This is a genomic window from Streptomyces sp. NPDC044064 (genome assembly GCF_056434245.1).
Genome location: NZ_JBWKFN010000009.1, coordinates 107,457 through 129,492, shown reverse-complemented (window position 1 = coordinate 129,492; position 22,036 = coordinate 107,457). Strand labels below are relative to the sequence as shown.

The 22,036-nt window shown below is 70.1% G+C and carries 21 protein-coding genes, 1 tRNA gene and 1 pseudogene; 13 read left to right on the top strand and 10 right to left on the bottom strand.

The genetic code is table 11. The features are described 5' to 3' along the window. Positions 1–1,013 precede the first annotated feature (1,013 nt). Together AC07DS_RS16835 and AC07DS_RS16830 are read left to right on the top strand one after the other, a co-directional pair. Positions 1,014–1,427, top strand: coding sequence for a helicase associated domain-containing protein (locus AC07DS_RS16835; RefSeq protein WP_479146266.1), 414 nt, complete (start codon positions 1,014–1,016; stop codon positions 1,425–1,427). Further along, a complete protein-coding gene (locus AC07DS_RS16830) occupies positions 1,424–1,681 on the top strand; it encodes a hypothetical protein (RefSeq protein WP_479146006.1) in 258 nt (85 codons plus the stop codon). Before AC07DS_RS16835 ends, AC07DS_RS16830 begins: the two co-directional genes overlap by 4 nt. 350 nt (positions 1,682–2,031) lie before the next feature. Here AC07DS_RS16830 and AC07DS_RS16825 read toward each other — a convergent pair whose 3' ends face one another. Together AC07DS_RS16825 and AC07DS_RS16820 are read right to left on the bottom strand one after the other, a co-directional pair. After that, complete coding sequence (locus AC07DS_RS16825) at positions 2,032–2,604, bottom strand: methyltransferase domain-containing protein (protein ID WP_479146004.1); 573 nt, start codon at positions 2,602–2,604, stop codon at positions 2,032–2,034. A gap of 553 nt (positions 2,605–3,157) precedes the next feature. Then, complete coding sequence (locus AC07DS_RS16820) at positions 3,158–3,490, bottom strand: hypothetical protein (RefSeq protein ID WP_479146002.1); 333 nt, start codon at positions 3,488–3,490, stop codon at positions 3,158–3,160. A 409-nt stretch (positions 3,491–3,899) separates the two neighbouring features. Between AC07DS_RS16820 and AC07DS_RS16815 the strand changes: the two genes are divergently transcribed. From AC07DS_RS16815 to AC07DS_RS16790, 6 genes are all read left to right on the top strand, one after another. Beyond that, positions 3,900–7,211, top strand: coding sequence for a type II toxin-antitoxin system prevent-host-death family antitoxin (locus AC07DS_RS16815; RefSeq protein ID WP_479146000.1), 3,312 nt, complete (start codon positions 3,900–3,902; stop codon positions 7,209–7,211). Continuing rightward, complete coding sequence (gene tpg, locus AC07DS_RS16810) at positions 7,211–7,822, top strand: telomere-protecting terminal protein Tpg (RefSeq protein ID WP_479145998.1); 612 nt, start codon at positions 7,211–7,213, stop codon at positions 7,820–7,822. Before AC07DS_RS16815 ends, tpg begins: the two co-directional genes overlap by 1 nt. A 56-nt stretch (positions 7,823–7,878) precedes the next feature. Beyond that, entirely contained in the window at positions 7,879–10,158 is a 2,280-nt protein-coding gene (locus tag AC07DS_RS16805; RefSeq protein WP_479145997.1) for a helicase associated domain-containing protein, read from the top strand. Positions 10,159–10,382: 224 nt separating this feature from the next. Next, positions 10,383–10,766 carry a hypothetical protein gene (locus AC07DS_RS16800; RefSeq protein WP_479145995.1) on the top strand — a complete coding sequence of 128 codons (384 nt, stop codon included), beginning with the start codon at positions 10,383–10,385 and terminating at the stop codon, positions 10,764–10,766. A 179-nt stretch (positions 10,767–10,945) separates the two neighbouring features. Continuing rightward, the gene (locus tag AC07DS_RS16795; protein WP_479145993.1) at positions 10,946–11,122 is read left to right on the top strand and encodes a hypothetical protein; all 177 of its coding nucleotides are present in this window, start codon (positions 10,946–10,948) and stop codon (positions 11,120–11,122) included. Next, on the top strand, positions 11,119–12,249 hold the full coding sequence (locus AC07DS_RS16790; RefSeq protein WP_479145991.1) for a hypothetical protein: 1,131 nt from the start codon (positions 11,119–11,121) through the stop codon (positions 12,247–12,249). Before AC07DS_RS16795 ends, AC07DS_RS16790 begins: the two co-directional genes overlap by 4 nt. Positions 12,250–12,728: 479 nt before the next feature. On the opposite strand, the gene AC07DS_RS16785 is transcribed toward AC07DS_RS16790, so the two are convergent. The 3 genes from AC07DS_RS16785 to AC07DS_RS16775 form a co-directional block, all read right to left on the bottom strand. After that, complete coding sequence (locus tag AC07DS_RS16785) at positions 12,729–12,959, bottom strand: hypothetical protein (protein ID WP_479145989.1); 231 nt, start codon at positions 12,957–12,959, stop codon at positions 12,729–12,731. 289 nt (positions 12,960–13,248) lie between these two features. After that, on the bottom strand, positions 13,249–14,112 hold the full coding sequence (locus AC07DS_RS16780) for a hypothetical protein (protein ID WP_479145987.1): 864 nt from the start codon (positions 14,110–14,112) through the stop codon (positions 13,249–13,251). Between the two features lie 687 nt (positions 14,113–14,799). Beyond that, complete coding sequence (locus AC07DS_RS16775; protein WP_479145986.1) at positions 14,800–16,059, bottom strand: competence protein CoiA; 1,260 nt, start codon at positions 16,057–16,059, stop codon at positions 14,800–14,802. 295 nt (positions 16,060–16,354) lie between these two features. Here AC07DS_RS16775 and AC07DS_RS16770 point away from each other — a divergent pair. Further along, positions 16,355–16,465, top strand: a pseudogene (locus tag AC07DS_RS16770) (IS5-like element ISMt1 family transposase); the annotation flags it as partial. A gap of 35 nt (positions 16,466–16,500) precedes the next feature. On the opposite strand, the gene AC07DS_RS16765 reads toward AC07DS_RS16770, so the two are convergent. The 4 genes from AC07DS_RS16765 to AC07DS_RS16750 all read right to left on the bottom strand — a co-directional run bounded on the left by AC07DS_RS16765 (position 16,501) and on the right by AC07DS_RS16750 (position 18,241). Next, positions 16,501–16,932 carry a hypothetical protein gene (locus tag AC07DS_RS16765; protein WP_479145984.1) on the bottom strand — a complete coding sequence of 144 codons (432 nt, stop codon included), beginning with the start codon at positions 16,930–16,932 and terminating at the stop codon, positions 16,501–16,503. Further along, positions 16,929–17,582 (bottom strand): hypothetical protein, encoded by a 654-nt coding sequence (locus AC07DS_RS16760; protein ID WP_479145983.1) that lies wholly within the window; start codon positions 17,580–17,582, stop codon positions 16,929–16,931. The genes AC07DS_RS16765 and AC07DS_RS16760 overlap by 4 nt, the downstream gene beginning before the upstream one ends. 81 nt (positions 17,583–17,663) lie before the next feature. Continuing rightward, complete coding sequence (locus tag AC07DS_RS16755; RefSeq protein ID WP_479145981.1) at positions 17,664–17,804, bottom strand: hypothetical protein; 141 nt, start codon at positions 17,802–17,804, stop codon at positions 17,664–17,666. 38 nt (positions 17,805–17,842) lie between these two features. Further along, positions 17,843–18,241 (bottom strand): recombinase family protein, encoded by a 399-nt coding sequence (locus tag AC07DS_RS16750; protein ID WP_479145979.1) that lies wholly within the window; start codon positions 18,239–18,241, stop codon positions 17,843–17,845. Positions 18,242–18,394: 153 nt separating this feature from the next. Here AC07DS_RS16750 and AC07DS_RS16745 point away from each other — a divergent pair, with 153 nt between their 5' ends. Together AC07DS_RS16745 and AC07DS_RS16740 are read left to right on the top strand one after the other, a co-directional pair. After that, entirely contained in the window at positions 18,395–19,171 is a 777-nt protein-coding gene (locus AC07DS_RS16745) for an aminotransferase class IV family protein (RefSeq protein ID WP_479145977.1), read from the top strand. 10 nt (positions 19,172–19,181) lie between these two features. Next, positions 19,182–20,228: an SUMF1/EgtB/PvdO family nonheme iron enzyme gene (locus AC07DS_RS16740; protein ID WP_479145975.1), complete on the top strand. Its 1,047-nt coding sequence runs from the start codon at positions 19,182–19,184 to the stop codon at positions 20,226–20,228. 219 nt (positions 20,229–20,447) lie between these two features. Here AC07DS_RS16740 and AC07DS_RS16735 read toward each other — a convergent pair. Beyond that, positions 20,448–20,521, bottom strand: a tRNA-Met gene (locus AC07DS_RS16735). A 157-nt stretch (positions 20,522–20,678) separates the two neighbouring features. Between AC07DS_RS16735 and AC07DS_RS16730 the strand changes: the two genes are divergently transcribed. Both AC07DS_RS16730 and AC07DS_RS16725 read left to right on the top strand, forming a co-directional pair. Continuing rightward, the gene (locus AC07DS_RS16730) at positions 20,679–20,852 is read left to right on the top strand and encodes a hypothetical protein (RefSeq protein ID WP_479145973.1); all 174 of its coding nucleotides are present in this window, start codon (positions 20,679–20,681) and stop codon (positions 20,850–20,852) included. Positions 20,853–21,628: 776 nt separating this feature from the next. After that, positions 21,629–22,024 (top strand): hypothetical protein, encoded by a 396-nt coding sequence (locus tag AC07DS_RS16725; RefSeq protein WP_479145972.1) that lies wholly within the window; start codon positions 21,629–21,631, stop codon positions 22,022–22,024. The last annotated feature ends 12 nt before the right edge of the window (positions 22,025–22,036 follow it).

Below are 22,036 nucleotides of genomic sequence, written 5' to 3'. Positions count from 1 at the left end.
TGTCCGGCCACCCTTTGCATTGCGCAACCAGCCGCGCAGCACGGTCAGTTCTACAGGTCTCGGCTGCCCGCCTACCGCGCCGCCCCCGGGCCGTCGGGGTGGCTCATTCTCGACTTCCGGAGGCGGGCGCACGGCACGATTTGGTGATTCCCGGTCCGGCTGCTGGGGTAGCCTGCCGGGCGTGTCCGTGGCGCTCCCGTCGCGCCGCCTGTGGCGGGGCGCCACGCATGCAGCCAGCCACGCCGGAGACCGCACGCTGTTGCTGGTGACGCGAGCATGGTGGTGTTCCCCGCACCAGCTGCCCGGCCGGACAGCCGGCTCCCCGCTCCCGTCGGCAGCGAAGGCTCTGCGCCAAGACAAGTCGAGTCCTGTGATATCCGCGACCGGACTTGCCGCTCTTGAGTGCACCGCTGACCGCTTGATTGCGCTTCACAGGAACTGCGTGCGTGCCACAGTTTGCCGTCCCTACGCTGGCAGCGGCCTTCCTTAGGAGTTCGCTATGGCGGGATCCCGGACAAGCGCACCTGCGTCGGACAAGGGCGTCTACATCGGCCCGGCCCGGCATGCCCTGGAGGAACTAATCACTTCTCTGCGAGGCGAGTTGGCCACATTGGAAGCTGCATACGCGCTGATGGGCCAGGGCGGCGAAGCAACCGATGTCGGCGAAGAGCGGCTGGACACTGGCGAGGACGCGGCAACCGCCCAGCCTTCCCGGAAGGCTACGTCTGAAGCTTCTGCCGCCGGCAAGGATCCTTCGTCCGGAGCTGCGCGCCCGGGTGCTGGTACTCGGACCCTGGGGCCGCCGCGTGACGGAAGTATGCGTGATGCGATTCTCAAGCTCCTGCGCGCCACCCAGGAGACAATGTCCATCACCGATGTCGCGACAGTGGTGCGCCCGGGAGCGGACGCGACTGTCCGCTCATCCGTAGGTAAAACCCTCAACCGTATGAAGCAACTTGGTGAGGTGGAAAACGTAGCACCGGGAGTCTTCCGGGCCGTGCTGTCATCCCGGACTGCTCGATCCATCCGAGAACGACCCCCACTGCTCCCGGCGCAGGACGACTTTCTGCCTCCCCTGCCGCTGCCCGGGCCGGAAACCGACCCCAACTCCCGCTGAATCAGCCGCCGATCGCCGTGGTCTGTGCCCAGCACCCCGCCTCGCCTCCGCCGCCGACTACCACCGCACACACGGCCACCTCGCCGCCCCTGCCACCACACCCGTCGGCGCCTGGCTGGCCGAGCAGCGCCACCTCGCAGCCAGGAGCCAGCTCGATCAGGCCCGCGACGACACCTTGACCGCCCTTGCCCCCGACTGGCGCCTGCCCCACGGCGCGGACTGGCACCGCAATACCACCTGCTGCGCGCGCATCTCGCCACCGGCGCCGACCCGGCCACGCTCACCAGCGACACCCTCCTGGCCGGGGTGAAGATCGGCTCCTGGCTGCACTGCCAGCTCACCACCTGGCCGACCCTCGACCTCGGCCAGCACCACCTGATGGACTCCCTCGGCCTGACCTCCGAGAGTAATCCGCTCACCCCCGCCCGCAGCACCCGCCGTACCTTCGAACAGACCGTCCAGCTCCTGGAGCTCTTTGATGATTCAGACCACGGCCCCAGCCAGCTCGAGGGATCGGCGGCCGCTCCTCAGCGCCGACGAGTTGCCGTCAGGGCAAGAAGGTGAGTTGCCCTCAGTGCAATCCAACCGCCCTACACGAGAGTTGCCCTGAGCGCAGTGACCACGGGCTCGGTCAGCCCTCCCGCTGCTCGAGCTCGGGGGCCGCCCAGCGCAGTTCAAAGCTGGCGTACTGCACCGCGTGCCGCCCGTGCATGTCCACCAGCGGCCCCACCTCGCCGACATACCGCCGAGCGGCCTCGACGACCGCCTGCGCCTGCCCGCTCGTCCCGCGATCGCCGCGGCCCCGCACCCGCGGCTTCTCAGCAGGCGCTACCCCCGCGCGGCGAGCGCCCGGTGCTGCCCACGGCGAGAGGATAGGGGACACCTCGGGCGAGGGTTGGTGGCCAGCCGGGTGCCTACAGGGTGGCTGACCAGCGGCCGCGTGAGAGCGTGGTCTCTCCGTCGGGGGTGATCGTGACGCGGGCCCCGTTCACCGGCAGCTCCCCGCCGGTGATGAGGCGGTCGAGGACGTCGGTCAGCAGGTCCCACAGGCGGCGGGAACCGCCTTGGTGGACCGTGGGCAGGTCACGGGACTTCTTGGCGCTAGCACGGGCCCAGGAGCTGTCGGGGTGAGCCATCCACACGGTGCGCCCGCCGCCCTCGTGCTGCTCGGTACGGTGCTCGATGCCGGGCACCTCCAGTTCCAGGGTGGCGTGCACGGCCCAGGAGTCCGGGACGTAGGTGAGCGGGTAGCGGCTGACGGACGTCTCCCCGTCCTCGTCCGCGGCCTGCCACACCTCGGCGGCCGGCGAGGCGTCGTCGTAGTCGTCACCGTGGCGGGTGCGCATGAACGTGGCCTGGTCCGAGGCGATGAAGCCGCGGGCGCCGCCGTCCGGCGTCTTGTCGGCGACGAGGATCATCGCAGTGCCGGTGATGGTGGTGACCAGCCGGCCCCCGGGGCGGAGCGCGGTCAGCCACGAGGCAGGCACGGGCCGGACGGAGACGGTGGACACGATGCGGTCGAGGTCGGCGGGCAGCGTCTCGGTGATGTCGCAGACGGCGGTGCGGGGGTGCAGGCCGATGCCAGCCAGTCGGTCGGTCGCGGCCTCCAGAGGTCGGACAGGTGAGCTGGCAGCGGTCGGTGATCTCCAGCGACAGGAACCGCAGCGTGCTGGGGGCCTCCGGAGCAATCGGCATGACGCGATCGTAGGCCGCTGGCCGTCAACCCGTTTGCTGTTGTGGCTACTTGGTTCCTGGTGATGTAGCCGGCATGCAGGCGGCCCCGTCCCGTTTCCCGCGTCCGCAGGGGTGCAGCGTCGGTGCGCGATCGGTGACGGGTCGGCTATGTCGTCTCAACGGGATTGCAGGCTGAAGGTCTTCTAATAGCTCTCTGACCTGCAGTGTTAGAAGGAGAGAGAAGGTGATCGAGGGGAGTCTGACACGCAAATCAGTGCTGTGACCTGCGAAGGTGCAGAGATTGAGACAGCCCTGCATTTCCAGTGAGACGACCATAGGCGAGGTATGGGATCGGGTGCGCTGTGATCATGTCCGGCGGTCACTCAGGGGGAGCGGCCAGCCTCCTCGTCGTTTGGGCACGAGTTCGTTGATGTTCTGCGGAGCCCGGGCGGCCACTTCCACTCCGGCATAGACGTCACGGGCGAACTCCTCGGCCTTCCTGCGCCAGCGTGGGTCGCTCTCGGCCGCCTGGTCGAGTAAGGCCGCCATGGTCTCCAGTGCGTCGAGCGCCACGGGGACTGCCGGGTTCGCGGACGCGGTGGCTTCCAGGACCCGCAGAGGATGTTCAGCGGGGGCGGTGGCGAGCCATCGCTGAAGCACCGGACGGTTTGTGGAGGGCTGGGACGTGGCGCTGGTCATCGTGCCGTTCTCCTTAAGGAGTAGTCGGGCCCCGCAGGTGGGTGAAGGCGACGCAACCTGGCGGGAGCAGGTCCTGCCTGCCGGGATCGTGTGGCAGGCCATGGGCAGCAACTCGCCTACAGGGAGCGGCTGCCCGGAGTGGTGCTGTCTCGTGCGGGAGTGAGCCCTGCTCTTCCCTGCCGGGCCACGCCCGCCGGAGTGGGGACCGGCAGGGGGTGCGGTCGGGGCCACCGCTGCCACGGCTGTTCTTAGGTCATCTACATGACACCTTCTGTGGGCACTGCATTACGTTGGTCTCGCTGGCTTGCGCTGGCCAAAGGGGATGCCCTTCATGGGAGTTGTGACCTTTCAGTGGCGTGATGCGTTACGCTTCTCGTGGAGAGTGCATGACGGAATTTGTGAGGTGTGTATGTCGGGTGCGGCAGCAGTCGACGGCGCGAGTGGACAGCGGCTGGGCGTGCACAAGGCCCGCACCCAGCTGCCGCAGTTGGTGAGCGACGCCGAGCGTGGCGCAGTGACCCGGATCAGCAGGGAGGCCGACAGCGCCGTGCTGGCTCCGCTGAGCTGGCTGGGTGCGGACTACCGGACGCTGATTGAGGCCCTGAACAAGGTGGCCGTCACTGCGGCGAGGCCGAAGCTGGGGGACCTGGTAGCGGCCGCAGCAGGTGGCGCGCCGCAGGTACTGACCCGGCATGGCGATCCGGTGGCCGTTTTGATGGCCGACACCGAACGTCCCGCTCCCGGCATCACGTCCTTCACTGCAGGATTGCGGCGGCTGGTGGCCGCGAAGGATGTTGTCGCTGCCGACGCACAGCGCATCGCGTCGCTGACGTTCGGGTTGCCGGGCCTGGATGCGGCGGTGCGAGGCAGCGCCGCAGGCCGGCTGGTGCTGGTCGCGGCGGCTCCTGGAACGGGCGGGAGCCTGCTGGCCACCGCCGCTGCCCGGGAGGCGCTTTTCGCCAAGGACTGGACGGTCCTGTATGCGGCCTCCGGACTGCGCAGCTGGGACGTGAAGAACCGCATCGTGGCGTCGCAGGCCGAGGTCCCCTACCAAGAACTCCGGGCGGGGACACTGACGGGCCCCCAGGCGGCTGCCGCGCAGGACGCCGCTCAGCGTCTGCGCCAGGCCCGCCTCTACATCGATGACGGAACCGACCTGTGCGCTGAGACGATTGCCGACAGTGCCCCGTATGTCGATGGCCTCGATCTGGTGATCGTGGACCGTCTGCAGCGGGCCGAGGCCGCCCACCTGCCGCTGTCGGGTGCGGCACTGCCGACGGCAGCGCGGGTCCTGTCCGGTGTGGCTGCCACCCTGAAGGTGCCGGTTCTGGCAGTGGTGGACACCGACGATCCGCAGGTGGTGGCATCGCTGGATGCCGATGCGACGCTGGTGCTGGCCGACCGGGACGGCAAACTGACCGTCACGGTGGCTGAACGCGACTTCGGGGTGCTGGCCACCGTGGGGCTGGAAGCCGATCTGCGCCGGGCACGCTTCCAGGAACCGGGGCACGCCGCAGCGAAGCCCAGGGCGCAGATCAACGCCGGGTACGAAGCCCCCACCGCACAGCCGACGACTCATGCGCAGCAGCCTGCCCCGCCCCGCACCGCCCAGACGGCATCAACGGCAGAGGCAGAGGGACCCGCATCGGGCGGTCCGCGGCCGGTTCCACAGCCGGATGCGCGCGAGGCGGCCGTGCCGCAGCTGGCCGGCCCCGTTGCCGCCGCCCCGGCAGGCGCTGAGGCTGGCACAGGGGCTGAGCAACCGCGCCCAGGGGCATGGCCCGCAGGTGCCAGCCGTGCCGCTGCAGCGCACGCCGCCCACGCCTTCAGCGAAGGCGTGGGAGACGAAGACGCCGACGCTCAGGACGCGGCCGACCAACAGAGGGCAGGTGCCGTCACACAGCGCAAGCGCCGGCGTTTCGACTACGGCCCGTTCGTCGTACTGGACGGCTCTGGCTCCGCCTACACGGCCAGCGGCTCCGCACTGGCCTGCGAGGCGGCCGGCGTGGTCGACATCGCCGAGTGGGTCCTTGACCGGCCGCTGGGCACCAAGCGGATCAAGCCGTACGGCCGGGATGGCGATCCGCTGGTCGTGCTGATGCCCGACGCGGCCCGGCGGCTGGGCCTGCCCGAGGCCCCCGACGACGCGACCCGCGCTCTGCCCGCGGACCACTCGGTCCTGAAGGACATCGCAGAGCGCGGCTGGAATGTCTCACGCCACGGCGAGCGGCCGTGGTTCAGCGCCTGGCCGAGGGTATGGCTGCCGCCCGAGGACGGTCGGCGCCGCTCGGTGCAGTTCGCGGTGCTCTCCTGGGGCGCCCTCAGCGCCCCCTACGGCTGGCCGCTGCCCTGGGACGAGGACACCGAGCAGTGCACCGCCTCTCTCCCCGAGGTGCTGGACTTCCTGAACGGATACAGCCAGGCGTCCACCACCCCGAGAAGCTCGACGGCCGCCACCGGGCAGGAGCTGATGCAGATCATGCGCCCGCCCACCCGGGCCTGGCGCTACGAGGACGGCCGGGTGGGGCCCGCCTGGGTCAAGGGGGCCCTGCACGCCGCCGCGGATCCCGCGCCGTGCGAGGCGCCGCCGGAGCATCCCCTGGCACGCGGCCGCGATCACACGGACCCCGCGCAGACGCTGATGGAGGAGCCGACGCAGTGGTGGCGCATGCCCACCGACGCCGAACGCAGGTTCCCTTACGTGGTGTTCTTCGACGTCAACGTCGACTTCGGGGCCTCCGCCAACAAGCTGCGGGTGGGCACCTGCGCCCCCTACCACCTGCCGCACGCGCCGTTCGACGAGCACCTGCCGGGGGCGTGGCTGGCGGACCTGTCCGGCATGCCCGCCGACAAGAACCTGCCCAGCCCCTACACCCCTGACGGCACACACCCCACCGGCCCGGGCTGGTACGAGACCCGCACCATCGCCTACGCCGTGGAGCGGGGCTTTGAACCGGGGCCGATGCAGGCCTACGTGCGGCCCGATGCCAAGCAGGCCGCCCGCCTGGGGCTGACCCCGCACGAGCCCGCTGAGACGGAACTCGACGAGGACGGCGAGCGCACCACGCTGCCGCCGCTTCCTCCCTTCGGCGCGGGCCCCTACCTCACCCCCTGGTACACGAGGCTGCGCGACGGCTACATGGACGTCTATGCACGCCTGGGTGTCACTGCACAGCACAAGGGCGAGGACCCGGACGCGTTCGCCGAACGGTTCATGGCGGCCATGGCCCAGCTCACCGATCCCGACTTCCGTGAGGAACACGCCACGGATCTGATGGTCCTCGCGGCCCTCAAGGCCACGTTCAAGGGCGGCCTGGGCAAGCTCCGCGAACGGGACCACCGGCCCGGACGGCGCTCCGGCGACCCGCACGCGCCGTGGGCGGCGCTGAAGCGGCCTCTGTGGCGGCCCGACATCCGTGCGGCCGTCATCGCCCGCTCCCGGGTCAACCTCCACCGCAAGATCATGACAACTCTGGAAGAGACCGGCGCGGTGCCCCTGGCCATCCGCACCGACTGCATCGGCTACGCCTCGGCCGACCCCAGCATCCTCGGTCTGGTCGGCCACAAGGGCGGCTTCCGCCTGGGCCCCAACCCCGGCTTCGTCAAGCCCGACGCGGTCCACTCCATGGACTGGTATCTGTCCTGGGCCGCCCAGGACGTCAACCCCGCCTCCAAGACGAAACACCCGAACATGGCCCCGATCCGTGAGGGAGGCCGCTGATGGGCGCGCGCATGAACGCGACCCGCGAAGCCAGGGCAGTCGATCGTGTGCTGGCCGCCCTGGCGGACATCACCGACACCGCACGCAGCCGGGCCGCGCAGCGGGCCGCACGCACCCTGCCCGCCCGGCTGCGCACGCCGCACGCGCAGGTCGCCTACCTGCACCGCCGTGCCCACGGCCACACGCGGCAGGTCGCCGAGCAGCTCGGCGTGCACCCCGAGACCGTGCGCCGCTACCTGCGCGGCCAGCGCAAGCACCCGCCGGCCGCGTTCGCCGCCCGGCTCGAACAGGCAGTGCGCCAGACCCGGCGCCCCCGCGTCACCGCGGCGATGGTCGACGCGGAGATCACCGCGCGAGGCCTGCGCGCCAACGTCCGCGCCACGTTCGGATTCGAAAGCCCCGCCGGCAAGAGCAGCGATTCCCCGCGCGAGCGCTGGCTGAACGAGAACCTGACCGCACGGGACACGATCGCGCTCCTGGCCGCCCGGGACCGGGGCGACGGCAAAGCCGCCCTGGAACTGGTCGCCGACGGCGTCGCGGACGCCTACTTCGGCGACACCGGCATGACCGTCGACATGACCGCCATGTCCTACCTCGTATTCGAACTGTGACCCCTCACCACACACCGCCTGCCGCTGTCCGCGGCTCGGCCACCGAGGACGCTCGCATGCTCATCCCCGCGCAACGCCCCGAACCCGAACGCAAAAGCCTCAGGCCTCATCAGACGGTCGCCGTGCGGGCCAGTGTCGAAGAACTGCGGCACGCGCCGGCCTGCAACATCGTCATGCCCTGCGGAACGGGCAAGACCCTCGTCCAGGCCAGGGTCCGCGAGGAACTGGCCCGGTCCGGTCATGCCCGCCGCTGCCTGGTCCTGGTGCCGACCCTGCACGTGCTCGCGCAGACCATCCGCGCCTTCCATGCCGACTGCAGCGAGCTGGGCACGTGGCTGGCGGTGTGCGGCCCCACCGACGCCCTTAAGGGCGTCATCCGCGTGTCGGGGGCCGCCGACCTCGCGGCCCTGCTCGACGGAAGCGACCACTACACCGTCTTCGCCACCTACGCCCACCTCGTGGACAGCGGGGAGTTCCACGGCACGCTGATCACCGCCCACCAGCAAGGTCTCATCCCCGACTGGGACCTGATCATCTGTGACGAGGGGCACCGCACCTCCGGCAGCGCCGACAAGGCCTGGGCGGCCGTCCACAACACCGACGTCATCCCGGCCGCCCGCCGCTTCTACTGCACCGCAACTCCCCGGATCTGGACCGCCGACCCCGCCTACGCGGAAACCCTCGCCCCACGCGACCAGGGCAACTACGTCGTCGCCAGCATGGACGACCCCGTTGTCTACGGCAGGCGCTCGTTCGAAATGCAGCTCAGCGACGCGATCGCCGATGACTTGGCCCGCGACTACCGCATCGTCCTGGTCGGCGTCGACCACCCCACCCTCCAGCCGCAGCTGCGCCGCACCCGCACCGCGACCGCCGCCGACACCGTGGCCCTGACCAGCCTGGCCACTGCAACCCTCAAAGCCTGCGCCGCCTACGACGTGCGCCGCATGCTCACCTTCCACAGGAAGATCGCCGACGGCAACGCCTTCATCGAGACACTGACCGCCACCAGCGACGCCCTGGACGGCGCCACCACCGAAACGACTCACGGCACCACCGCCCCCCTGAAGCCACCCACTATGTGGGCCCGCTCCACCCACGGCGAGGACCCGGAACGCTGGGACACCCTCGCCACCTTCTCCGCCGAGGAACCCCCCGCCCACCTCAGCGTCCTGGCCAACTCCAAATGGCTCAGCGAAGGCCTCGACGTCCCCACCGTCGACGCCCTGTGCTTCGCCGCCCCCAAGGCCTCCGTCACCGACGTCGTCCAGGCCCTCGGCCGCGCCCTGCGCCTGCACCCCACCAGCACCGACAAAGCCACCCTGCTGGTCCCCATCTACCTGCGCCCCGACGAAGACCCCGCCGACCACCTCAACGCCGAGGCCTACCAGCCCCTCTACGACATCCTGCTGGCCCTGCGCGCCCACGACCTGCGCATCGAGGACCGAGTCCCCACCACCAGCCTCAGCGAACCGCCTGAGCAGCCGGCCAACCCCACGCCCGGCAACGAGCCGCCCCTGGCCGAACAGACCATCGAGCCCACCGTCGAACTCGCACCCGATACCGGCCCGCCCTTCGGCCCCTCCGGAGGGTTCCCGGAGATCGTCGGCACCGACGGCGTCACCCTCACCCCCCGCGAGATCGCCGACGTCCTCCACCTGCGCGTCTTCAACCCCCAGTCCGCCACCGACACCGCCTGGTGGGAGATGGCCAGGGCCGCCAAGGACTTCCACACCGAACACGGCCACCTGCGCACCACCCGCCGCCAGGCCGCCGACCTACCCACCGACCCCCACCGCGTCGACCTCTACACCTGGCTGGGCCAGCAGCGCAACGCGCACGGCAAGGGCGAACTCGCCCCCGCCAAAGCCGAATACCTGAACACGCTCGGCATGGTGTGGAAGGTGGCCGACGCAGACCGCGACGAACTCATCGCCCACGCCGAGGAATGCGCCCGCGACTGCGGCGGCCTCGCCGTTCTCAAGAGCTACAGATCCCCGGACGGCTACCCACTGGGCGAGAAGCTGGCGAACCGGCGAACGGCCAAGGAAGACCACAAGATCCACGGCCGTCTCCTGCTGGAACTGACCCGCATCGACCGCTACTGGGCACCCGAGTGGGCGTTCAAGTGGCAGCTCTACTACCAGGTGGCCCGCCACCGCCACAGCCTGGGGCAGGACCTCGTCCAGCCCGACGACACCCGCCCCTACCGCAGCTGGCTGCGCAACCCCGCCAGCGTTCTCAAGAAGGAGCAGGACGAGCTGTACCCCGACCAGAAGGAACTCCTGCGCGCCATCGGACTGATGTCCGACGACGACGCGGCGCTCCCTGCCTGAAGCCATGTCCGGCGGGAGCAGCCGAGCCCGGGCACAGACGCGCGCAACAGCCGTCTGCTACTCCCTTGGGATGCCAGGGCGGGCAGGTACGGGAGGCGCTGGCCGTCACCGGCCCTTGCCGTGGTGTCCTCAGGGCTGGGCACCGTGCAGCGGCGGCCCGGGCTGGAAGGAAGCGTGGACGTCTGCCACGGCCTCGTGCCAGGGCAGGACACGAAGAAGGAGACGTGGAAGTGGAAGACGGGCCCGGTCGGTTGCGTGCGCTGCAGGCTCTGCGCCGGATGCCCCAGGACAAGGCCTTCTGGGTGCTGGAGAAGGTTCTGGCGGACCCTGCGGTGCGAGGGGCGGCCGCCCGCATCGAGGCGGAGGAGCTGCGGGCCGGGGCTGACCTGCAGCCCCGCTTCCAGCGGTTCGCCGACCGGTTCCGGCAGGCGGTCGATGCACTCGATGACGGTGTACTCAGCCGGATCTGCCCGGGCAAACACCCCCGGTGGGGCCGTGCCTGCGTGCTCGATGCCGACCACGTGACCGCGACCGGCGCCCTGCACTGGGGCCTGAATGGCGACGGGGATCCGGTCGCATGGGTGGGCAGCGCCCCCGACGACGACTGACCATCGCGGGGCGGCGGTCGCCTGGCAGGTGCCGCCGCTCGTGCGGGTGCCCCGCGAGGTTTTTCCCGTCCGGATGTCGGTGGTGTGGCGGGATAGGGGTACCGGCCGCGCCGCGGCCGCGTGTACGGGCGGGGGACCAAGGAGCCGTCCGGCCACCCCTGTTGAGAGGAATCGGTTGCGTGAGCAGGATGCGTCCGCCCCGGCCTGGGGAGGGTCCCGGCTTGCCGGTGCTGCTGCTGGTGGCTGTCACCGCGGTCATGGCCGCGCAGAGCCAGGCGTGGGCGAGTGCCGTGGCATCGGCGGCAGCCGTCTACGGCGTCATCGTGGCAGACCAGGACCGCAGGAGCCGGCCATGACCCGAACACCGCCCTCCGCCCTCGAGCTGGCCCTGGCCGCCGAGGTCACCCGGTGCGGACTGGCCGTCACCCCGTACCAGCTCGAGCGGTGGCGCCGGCAGTTGTGGCTGGCCCCGACAGCACAGTGGACCGATCCCCAAGCGGGCCGGATCCGGCCTGAGATCGTCCACCGGGCCGCGTGGCTCGCGGCTGTGTCCAGGTCCGGCCGCAGCATCAGCTGGGTCGGCTGGACGTGCTGGGCCATCGACGACACCCCGCAGACCGCGCAGCGGCTGCGCGAGGCCGTGACCCAGACTCTCCGGCGGCCCCTTGAGCGGGCGGACGTCGCCCTCGCACAGATCCCGCGGGGGGATGACAACGACGCGTTTGAGGCCCGGCAGCAGATGGCCGCCCGGCTGCTGACCGGGCGGCGCGCCATCGGGCGGGACCTGGACGGGATCCTGCGCGCGCACGCCGCCGCCGCGGGCCTGGCCCTGCCACAACCGCGGTCGGTGTCCAACGTCTTCGACAAGACCCTGGTGGAGGTGGGCGCCCGCCTCTTGGTCGGCGGCATGGACGATCTCAGCCCCGAAGAGCTCACCGAGGCCTGGGCGAGCGTCTGGACCGGCCCCCCGGAGCAGATCGAACGGATCGGCGCCGCCCACATAGCCGCCGACCGCGCGGGCATCGACCTGCGCGCCCGCTCCCCTCTGGCAAAAGGCCTGCAAGGTCTGCTCCGCGCGGTCGAGGAGGCCGACGACCGGCTGCTGTGCGCGGCGGTACGCGCCTGCACCAGGGCGAGCGGAGCGTTGATGACGCTGCTGCTGCGCCGCGCGGACGATGACCCGGAGATCCTGGCGAAGCTGATGGACGACGCGATGTGGGACCAGTGGGTCCGCATCGGAGGCATCGCACCGGCCGGACGGCTCGGCGAGGCCGCGATCACCCTGAGCACCGTCCAGTACCTCGTCGTGCCCGACTGGGCCGAGGACCTGAACGCTACCAGGCCCTCGTGGACACCCTGCTGGCCACGCCCGCCACAGCGGCCGACGCACCGGATGACGGCGGCCTCGAAGGGTGAGCGAAGCCAACACCTGCCAGGAGCCTCGGGTGTTGCTCGCGGGGGAGAGGCACAGACAGCTCCGTAGCGCCGCTCGTACCGGTACGTGTACTCACTGGCTGCCGGGACGACGGTTTGACACACCGGAAAACTTCGCGCCGAAGTCTCATGCCGTACTGGAAATGAAAGTTCCACCATCACGTCTGACGTCACAACGAAGACGAAAACCGAAACATGCACGGGACGGCAGTCCCTGGAAATCATCCCGGATGAATGATGAGAGATTCACGGATCCTGAAAGTTCGGGACGAATATTGCATCATGAATTCCGTCACGGGATCCGGTTCCCGGAAACCAGTTTCGCGGACAGTTGATTCCATGCGGCGGCACGGTAGAATGACCGTGTCCGACGAATCGGCAACGATGATTCGTCGGACACGGTCTCGGATGTAATTCACATTTCTGGGAGTCCGCGCTGGATGCGACATTCCAGGACTCCCGGGAGGGGCCGAGACGGCCGCAGGACCCGGGACCACCTAGCCCGTGGGACCGGGTTCTGCGGACCTGTCAAAGGTGCTGGACCAGCCCGGACAGCTGCTCCTGCGCCTGCAGCCACGCCTGCTTGGCGAGGGGTCCTCCGTAGTGGACGATCCCCACGGTCCAGTAGGCCGTCTCCATCCCGAGCCGGCAGGCACGGTAGAAGGACGCCGCCTTGCCCGGCGTGCCGGACGGCTTTTCGGCGGGGCTGTGATCGGGTGTCTCGGCCGACTCGGACGGTTCATTCTCGAGGTCGGCCATGCGGCTTTGCTGCCTTTCTCTCAGGTGGTGATGCCTGACGGGGTCGAGTTTATCGCCTCCCGCCCCGGGCCCCTTTTCCAGCATGATCGAATATGGATCGATCAACTCTGGGAAACCCTCCGGAGGGGGATTTGCCCTCCTTTTCCTTCCCCTCGGCGGGTGAAATTTGATCCCGTGGGGTGATCTGCGTCTCATTTGCTCCGGAAAGGGGGCGGGGCGACCTGAATATGCGTGTGCGGTACAGGAGTTGCCCGCAGGGGGCTCGAGCGGGGCGCGGCGCTCCGCCCGGCTACCGCGGATCACGGAGGTGCCGCAGCAGCATCTGCCGCAGCCGGGCGCGCTCCCCTTCCAGCTCCTCCTTGAGCTGCGTCGCGGCGGCCGCCGCCTCGGCCTGCAGCTCCTCCAGTTCGTCATCGGTCAGCAGACCGGGGTCCAGGCGTTCGGCGCGCAGCCGGGCTTCGTACCAGGCACTGCCGCCGTCGTCCTCGTCGGGGTCGGTGATGCCCCGGTAGCAGGCCCGGCTGCGCTCGTATTCCCGCTCCTCGTGGGCGCGTTCGGCGACCGCGCACGGATACCACTCGACGCCCCTCCACGGCGGGTTGTCGACGCGGTCACGGGCGGCCAGAAGCGCCCGCGCCTCGGCGTCCGGCACCTTGCAGGCCGACAGGAACGCCTGGAGCAGCTCGGCCGTGACCGGGCTCTCGCCGCGAAGCACCGCGCCGAGCGTCGACCTCGGCAGCCGCAGGCCAGCCCGGGCCGCCAGCTCCCGTTCGGAGAGCTGCCCGGCCCGGGCGCGCACCCGCTCCATCGCCCGCAGCAGACCGGCCCGCGTGCGGATCCGCGAGGCGTCGTACCCCTCCCGCGCCCGGGGTGCACGGGTGGCGCGCACCCGCGTCAGCAGATCCTCGCCCTGCGCGAGGTCCGCGCCCGCACTGGCAGCCCAGGCCCGCACCACCGTGAAGGTGGGGACACGGCCGTCGAGCGCCCGGCGCAGGGTCCGCTCGGTGACCGGATGCCCGGCCGCACCGGCCGCCGCGGACAGCTCAGCGAAGGACCTGCCCTGCCGCACCTGGAGCAACCAGGCGCGCAGCTCGGCCAGTTCGACAGCACCCGACTCGGCCCCGGCCGCCCGCCTGGGGGCCCGGCCGGTCACGCCCCGGTCCCGGCAACCATGCGCGCGCAGGAGGAGACGGCGGGCGGCGAGGGATCAGCCCCGCCGCTATCGCCGTCAGAGCGGCCACAGAAACAATACATAACAGCACCTTTCAGGCATCGTGAGGTGCGGGACGGGCCACAGGACGCACAGAGGGAAGAGGACGCGGAGCGCTGCGGCAGCCGATGCCCGCCCCCTCCTCCGACCGGCTGATCGTGACAGCCCGGGCAGGCCGGCCGCCAGCGGCTTCGGCGTCCGGCGCGAACACGACGTCTCCTTAGCCTCCTTGTGTCACCGCAGGTCAGAGGCCACGCTCGGACAATTCTGGCCGAGTTCGTGCCCCAGAAAGGCCCGCAGGCTTGCAGCCTGCCTGTGGTGCTGGCCGTACGGCATGGTGGGGCAGCGGCGCGCGGTGTGATACCCCGGTCGCCGGGACCGGCGGTTGTTTCCTGCCCGCGGCGAGGCGGGGGAGACGCGGCTTGGCCCCATGAAGTGCACGGAGCCGTCGCCGGACACCCGGACGGCGTCGCACTTTGTGTCGGGTGCAAGATCCGAAGCGGGACGCTTCGTTTCCCACGCCGCGCCGGCCTCCCTGACACACGGTTGACCGCAAACCGAAGCAACGCCGGGACCTCGCCAACCTGTTGACACCGAGCCTGCACTGCCGGGACCCGTCCGGCCGCGCCCTCACCCGCTGCCGAGGCGCCCCCGGGGCGCTGTGAGATCCGAGCTCTGGGGCCCGACGCGCAGGAAGGTGCAGCGCTTGGTGGCCGGGTTCAGCACCGCAACCTTCAGCGGGGTGCGGGCGGCGGCCTGGATGCGGGCGAGCCAGGTCTGGCCGGGCACCAGGATCGTCAGGTCGGCCGGCCACTGGGAGAGTGCCCCAGGATCGGGGCACACCACACCGGCGAGTCTGAACTCGCGGCCCTCGCGTGGCCGGCTGTAGACGAGCAGCCCGTTGCCATGAGCAGGGCTCTGGCCGCCGTACTCGACTGTCTTTCCGGAGACGGAGCGGACCAACTGCGTGAAGGCGGGCCACGCCGCGGCGTCCATTCCCGCATGTTCGAAGAAGACGGCCAGACGCTCCCGCTCCGCCTGCTCCTCCTGCGCGCGTGCCAGGGCGTCCTGGACGCGTTGCTCGGCGGCAGCGGCCCGTGCCGCGGCGGTCCGACGGCCCAGTTCGGCGGCGATGGTTCGCGGGGCAGCCGCCTCCAGCCTGGCGCGGGCGTCCGCCAGTTGCACGTACGCGCCCGCCGTCCACCACACCGTGCCGCCCGGACCGGTATGGGGGTGCACCCGCCCCTCGAGGATCCACCGGATCGCATCCCCGAGCGGGCACGTGATGTGTGTCCATCCCGCCTTCGCGGCCAGCGTGCGCGGCGCCCAGGTGTAGCGCGCCATACCGTGCCGCACCGTCCAGCCGCCCCCGCGGTCCTTGGAGCACTCCACCCGCAGCGAGGGCACGGCCCGTTCCCACGGCCGCCCCTCCAACCCGAACCAGCACACCGCCACACCATCCTGCGCATAGCGGTCCGTACGCATCCGCGCATCCTGCGGCGTCATCGCCGACAATTGTGCTTCCAGAGCCAGGAATGGACGGTTCTGCCCATCGAAGACCAGCACGTCGGCACGCCAGTTCCGAACCTCACTGCTGACCTCCAGCTCTGCTCTCCATCCCGCCGCACGGGCGGCGGTGGCCAGCTCCAGTTTCAGCAGGTGATGCTCCGGTGACTCGTTCGCCAGCTCACAGTCGCGCGGCCGCACCTGGTGATAGAAGTGCCGGGCACGCTGCGGCGAGACCCGCGCGAACACCCGCCCCCGGCACTCCGGACACGCCAGCTGCAGCCCCTTGACGCGATGGACGTCCGCCCAGGCACGACCACACCCGAGATCGTCCAGCGACGCATCCAGCCGACCCCAGTCCGCGTGAACCGCGGTGAACCCCATCCGCCCCTCCCCAGTGTGTTCCCTGGAGCCAGCGTTTCCCCCTGCCGCGACGGCGTCACGCTGGTTTTTGCACAACGACGAGAGCGGAGACGGGAGGACGGCACGTTGCACCTTGCGTCCGTCTCCGGCCAGGCGGCCCAATGCCCTTGGCCCGGGCGGGCTCAGGACAGGGCGAGATGGTAACCATGCAGACGTTCTATGTTCCCGCCCGCTGGGGACCGGCAGGCCGTCTTCATCCCGAAGACACCAGTGCCCAGGGCAGAAGGGGACCCCCACAGGGAAGATCACCGATGACGGCCTCCACGACCGACTGAAGCAATGGCGCGGCATCGCCACCCGGTACGACAAGACCGCCGAGTCCTACCAGGCAGCCGTCACCCTCGCATCGCTCCTGATGTGGGCGTGACATTTGACGACAACTCCTAGTGCTGTGCCGCACCGTCAGAGGACAGAGTGAGTCGCAGGAGTTGACGGGATCGATGGCCGGGGGCTTCCGGGCTGCAGGTGAAACGGCCCGGGCCGCGCCGCCAGGCCGTACAGGGTGAGGAGCGACCGGGTGAGGAGCGCCAGGTCGAATAGATGGTCGGGGTCCCGGGCCTCAGCGAAGGTGACCTTCAGGGTTTCGCGGACACGGGTGATGACGTACTCCGTGGTCTTGCGCGTCTCGCCGCGCATTTCCGGGACCTTGCCCTCGATGCCCTGGAGGAGCCAGCGGAGCTGTCCGCGCAGGAGCCCCGCCAGGTGCGCACGCTGCTCTTCGCTTTCCAGGTCCGGGCGGCCGAGCCGGGGCTCGCCCAGTACGGTGCTGTACGTACGCTGGATCAGGTCGACGTCGATGCGCACTGGTGCGGCCGACGCCACGGCGGCGGTCACCAGCGTACCGCCTCTCGGGGCGCCGGGGTCTCGATGCCGACCTCGGCCGGGTCCAGGACCGTGCACCGCGCTAGGGACGCGGCCAGCTGGCCGCCGAGCACCCATTGCGCGCGCCAGTTGCTCATGTGGAACACCTCCTTCTCACCTCCCACCAGCCCGAGCGGGCCCGGGTAGTAGCGCTGCCCGTACACGGCGTCGAGGGTGGCGTCGCCGACCCGTACCGGCACGGCTCCGTGGCGCCGCAGGTGCTTGCAATGGAGCGCGGCGATCGGTGCGCACGGCTGACACACCGGCGGGTGCACGGTCATGTGTCCGTTGGGCCACGTCGGGCCCTCGGCTCGGTCGTCCTCCAGTAGCCACAGCCAGCCCCGCTCGTCGCGGTCCGCCGGCCCACCGCACACCTGGCAGAGGAACTTGCGCATGGCGCGCCGCTGACGGGGCCCGTGCACCTTTTTCCAGGCCGGCTCCCCACACCCCTGCCGAAGTCCCCACAGCTGCCACAGGATCCCGTCCGACCCGCGACCCGACGTCGGGCCCGCATAGGCGATGCCTCCGCCCACGGCGATGACCGGCGGCTGCCGCACCTGCTCATCGCTCCAGGCAGTGATGTATGGGACGGGACGGCCCTTGTACATGAGGGGTTCGGACATGGCTCTCTCTGTCGGTGACGGGGTGGAAGAGGAGGGCGTCGGCCATGAACGACGGGGGGAGCGCCCATGGCCGACGCCGGTCTATGCGGCGCCCGGCTCGGGCGACGGGTCGGGGAGGGGCAGCGGTGCGTCCGGAGTGGATGCAGTGGCCTGGGACCTGGCGGCGTCGTTCATGATGGTGACGTCGAGGAGGATGTACGCGGTCAGGTGCCCGGCCGCCAACCGCGCGGTGACGGTGACACCTAACGGAACGATGCGCCTCACGCGATCACCGGCCCGACCGTCAGCCGCCCGTCAGGGACCGCCCCGATCCGGACGGCCTCGCTGGTGATGGTGGCCAGCAGGCCGCCGGCACCGAGCACGCTGTGTGTGAACTCCTGGCGGTGGACGGCGTCGTGGCTCAACCGCCCCCAGTCGTACACCAGACACACCCGCTCGCGGCCGGGATCGGCGACCATCGCGCGCAGCAGCTCCTCGAAGGCCGGCCGGGTGGTGTGGGTCAGGGCGTCGTCGCCGTGGTCGACGAACTGGCCGCCATCGCCCCAGCCCCGCTCGGCGATGTGCTCCTCGCAGGCCTCCAGGCGCACGCCGAGCATCGCTGGGTTCGAGGTGACGCATCGGTCATAGATGAACGCCAGCGGTGGCGGCGCGGCAAGCATGGGACAACACCCTCCAGTAACCCTGAGTATCCGGCAGGTAACTAGCGAACACCGGGGCGCCAGGGCAACGGAAGGAACTTTTGGCGAACTTACTCGCCGTCAAATGCTGGACCACTATCGGCATTTGTGGGGTCTGATGCCATCCTGATGAACATGGCGACCCTGAACGGACGACCCGTTTCCCCCGATGCCCTGCAGACCCTCGCGCTCACCAACTACGGCCACTTCACCTCGATGCGGGTCGATGACCAGCGCGTGCGCGGCCTGAGCCTCCACATGGAGCGCCTGGTGCGGGACTGCCGGACCGTGCTCGGCGCGGACCTGGACCCGCAGCTGGTCCTGGACTACGTCCGGCAAGCCACCGGGGAGATGACGGGCTCGTTCGTCGTCCGCGTCACGGTCTTCGACCCGGCCGTAGAGCTCGGCCACCCCGACAAGGCGCAGACCCCGAGCGTTCTGGTGACCGCACGGCCGGCCGCCGATCTGCCGATGCCCCCGCTGCGCGTGAAGTCCATCCGCTACGAGCGCGACGTACCGGCCGTGAAGCATCTCGGACTCTTCGGCGCTCTGCACGCACGGCGCACGGCCCTCCTGGACGGCTACGACGACGCCCTGTTCATTGGCCCGGACGACCGGGTCAGTGAGGGCGGCACCTGGAACGTCGGCTTCATCGGCGAGGACGGCATCGTGTGGCCGAAGGCCGACGTCCTCCCGGGCGTGACGATGGCGCTCCTGCAGCAGATCGGCCAGCACCACACCGCGCCGGTCACCCTCACCGAGGCGCAGGGCATGCACGCCGCCTTCGCCACCAACACGAGCATCGGCGTCCGGGCCCTGTCCAGCATCGATGACGTCCCGATGGCCACCGAGCACCCGCTGCTCAATGAACTGCGGGACGCCTACCTCGCCATTCCGGGCGAGCGTCTGTAGGGCGGCCGCGATGACCATCGTCGTCAGGTGGACGGGGCGGGAGGTCCTGGCCTTCCGCAAGGCCCTGCGCGTGAACGGCCGGGACTTCGCCGCCCAAGTCGGCGTCAGTCACCGCATGCTGGTCAGATGGGAGACGGGCGGGGAGAACATCGAGCCCCGGCTCGGGAATCAGGCTGCTCTCGACACGATGCTCGCGACCGCCGGCCCCGCGGTCCAAGAGCGGTTCGCGGCGGCCATCACCGAGCGGGCCGCGGCGGACGAGGACGCACGGGCGGAGCAGCTTTTACGGCGTGAGGCCCGGTACACCAAGAGCCCCGTGGACGGAAAGCTCATGGTCCCCGTGGAAGAGGGCATCTTCCTGTCCGGGCCGGACAACACCCCGACGTGGACCGAGGCGTACCTGATCGACGTCTACCCGACCACGAACGCCGACTACGCCCGGTTCGTACGGGCCACCGGGCACCCAGCCCCACAGCACTGGCCGGACGGGAAGTGCCCCGACAGCATCTTCGACCACCCCGTGGTGTGGTTGACCTGGCAGGACGCGGCCGCTTACGCGAAGTGGGCCGGGAAGGCGCTGCCCACGAGCCAGCAGTGGGAGAAGGCGGCCCGCGGTGCCAAGGGCCGCACCTACCCGTGGGGGGGACGAGCCGACGGCCGCGAAGTGCAACGTCCAGGACTCCGGGATAGAGCGCACCACTCCGGTCTCCCGCTACCAGTCGGGGGTGAGCCCGTACGGCGTGTTCGACCTGTGCGGGAACACCTGGGAGTGGTGCGCGACCGAAACCCAGCCAGGCCGGCACGAGCTGAAGGGCAGCGCGTTCACGTCCCCATTCACACGTGCGGCGCCGGCGCTGACGAACGACGCCAACGCCACCATGTCCGACAACGACACCGGTTTTCGCTGCGTCAGTGCGGGCCCACGGGGGAAGCGCCCCGCCGTGCCCGCACCGGGCAGCAGCTAGCCCTCACCGCAAAGTCCACGGTCTACCGGGCATGGGGGTGCGACGACATCGGGCACAGCCAGCCCTCGCCAACCTCCCCCGCCTCACCGTGATGATCCGCGCCACCCGCTGACCGGCAAGGCGGGCCGGTGGAAGGAGGCTCGGCGAGGAGATCCACGACGCCAACCAGCATTGTCAGGACGGCACCTGACCGATGTTTGCAAGACGCCACCACCCGGTCGGCCGCGGCAGCCTCACCCGCCCCGTAAGCTCAGCGCCCCACATACTTCCGGCCCCCTCGACGTTGGCGTCGAGGGGGCCGGTGTTGCTAGTAGCGGGGACAGGATTTGAACCTGCGACCTCTGGGTTATGAGCCCAGCGAGCTACCGAGCTGCTCCACCCCGCGTCGATACGCCCAGCTTACGGCATCGCGCGAGCTGGGCGGCCACCACCCCGAGTGGGCCGGGAAGCGGGAGCGTGTCCGGACCGCGCCCATGAGACGCCGGTTGAGTGAGGACGAGTAGGGGAGGAGGGTTGTCAGTGGGGCAGGCGAGTATGGCCTGATGACTCACGCCATACCCGTGCCGCTGCCGTCCGCTCTCGTCGATCACCACGCGGTCGACCTGGAACGCAAGTACACCGACGGCTGGGGCGTGAGGGTTGACGATGTCGCCACCGCGCCCTCCGGGGAGATCTACGCTCTCCAGCGTCCACCGCTATACCTACGGTGTGGCTGACGACGAGGCCGATCCGGCGAAGGCGCACTTTGGCTACTCGCTGGTGACCCGCTACGCCCCCGACGGCACCGTGTTCGCCACCGCGGTCTCGGGGCACGCGAGGATGACCTGCACCAGGACACGACTCTCGGCGGCCCGACGACAGGGCTGGGCAGGGATCTGTGGTGGGTCAAGGGATTGTGCGTCCTGCCCGACGGGACACTCGCGGCAAATGGGCCCGGAGACCACACCCATCTGATTACCGCAGACCTCACGGCGGTGACCGCGCACTACGGTATGCCCCGCAGCCGACATGAGGACGGTCCGCGCGACCCGTTTGCCACCTGGATCAGCACGACTCCCGCCGGCCGTCTGCTGTGTACGACCGGCGAGTACGGGCTCTACAACTACGGCGACCGGCTCGACAACATCGTGTCGATCGCCGACCAGCCCCTCACGCCCACCTCGAAGCCGACGCTGCGGGCCCTGGCATCGATGGAGGCAGAGCCGGTCAAGCACACGGAAGACGACCTGAGGCCGGACGCCCTGTTCAACGGCAGGCCGGTCGGCATGGACCACCGGCCGCGGCCCTCGCTGACGGAGTACCTCACGGAGGTCGAGCAGACCGCGTGGCAGTGGGACTGGGACGACGCGCGGCTCGGCCGGCCTGCGGTGGTGCGTGAGGACCTCTTCGTCGTTCCCGTCTACGGACACAACTACCGGGGCGGCAGCCGCGGCCAACGCTTCGCCTTCGTCCTGGTTAGCGACAAGGGCGCGACGTTGGCCAGCTCGGAGGCATGCACCTGCACCGTGACAGCCCCTTCACCGGCTTCTGCTTCGAAATCGCCGCCGACCCCGCACGCGAGCGGATCTACCACCTCAACCGCTATGGGCTGTTCGCCTGGACGGCCACGGGAGTCCGAGCCCAACGACTGGACCTGGAAGACAAGCGGTTCAAGCTGCTCAAGCACTTCACCCTCGCGGACTGCACCCCCGCGGGCGAGCTGATCCTCGTTCACCGCACGCAGCACCTCATGCTCCGCATCCCGTGCCCCGCCTCCCTCGGTGACCTCAGCCAGGTCGTGGAGGACGCGCTGCGCGCCTACGCCAAAGAGCGCACTGCCCTCAAGCGACAGTGGCAGCCGGTGAATTGGCACTGGGTCGACAGCACGGCTCCCCTACACCGCCTCTGATCGCGTTACGCT

Coding starts and splice junctions, on each gene's coding strand:
- AC07DS_RS16815 (WP_479146000.1), top strand. CDS start 3,900: ATGTCGGGTGCGGCAGCAGTCGACGGCGCGAGTGGACAGCGGCTGGGC.
- tpg (WP_479145998.1), top strand. CDS start 7,211: ATGGGCGCGCGCATGAACGCGACCCGCGAAGCCAGGGCAGTCGATCGT.
- AC07DS_RS16775 (WP_479145986.1), bottom strand. CDS start 16,059: ATGGGGTTCACCGCGGTTCACGCGGACTGGGGTCGGCTGGATGCGTCG.
- AC07DS_RS16805 (WP_479145997.1), top strand. CDS start 7,879: ATGCTCATCCCCGCGCAACGCCCCGAACCCGAACGCAAAAGCCTCAGG.
- AC07DS_RS16760 (WP_479145983.1), bottom strand. CDS start 17,582: ATGTCCGAACCCCTCATGTACAAGGGCCGTCCCGTCCCATACATCACT.
- AC07DS_RS16725 (WP_479145972.1), top strand. CDS start 21,629: ATGCACCTGCACCGTGACAGCCCCTTCACCGGCTTCTGCTTCGAAATC.
- AC07DS_RS16750 (WP_479145979.1), bottom strand. CDS start 18,241: ATGCTTGCCGCGCCGCCACCGCTGGCGTTCATCTATGACCGATGCGTC.
- AC07DS_RS16745 (WP_479145977.1), top strand. CDS start 18,395: ATGGCGACCCTGAACGGACGACCCGTTTCCCCCGATGCCCTGCAGACC.
- AC07DS_RS16790 (WP_479145991.1), top strand. CDS start 11,119: ATGACCCGAACACCGCCCTCCGCCCTCGAGCTGGCCCTGGCCGCCGAG.
- AC07DS_RS16740 (WP_479145975.1), top strand. CDS start 19,182: ATGACCATCGTCGTCAGGTGGACGGGGCGGGAGGTCCTGGCCTTCCGC.
- AC07DS_RS16785 (WP_479145989.1), bottom strand. CDS start 12,959: ATGGCCGACCTCGAGAATGAACCGTCCGAGTCGGCCGAGACACCCGAT.
- AC07DS_RS16730 (WP_479145973.1), top strand. CDS start 20,679: ATGACTCACGCCATACCCGTGCCGCTGCCGTCCGCTCTCGTCGATCAC.
- AC07DS_RS16820 (WP_479146002.1), bottom strand. CDS start 3,490: ATGACCAGCGCCACGTCCCAGCCCTCCACAAACCGTCCGGTGCTTCAG.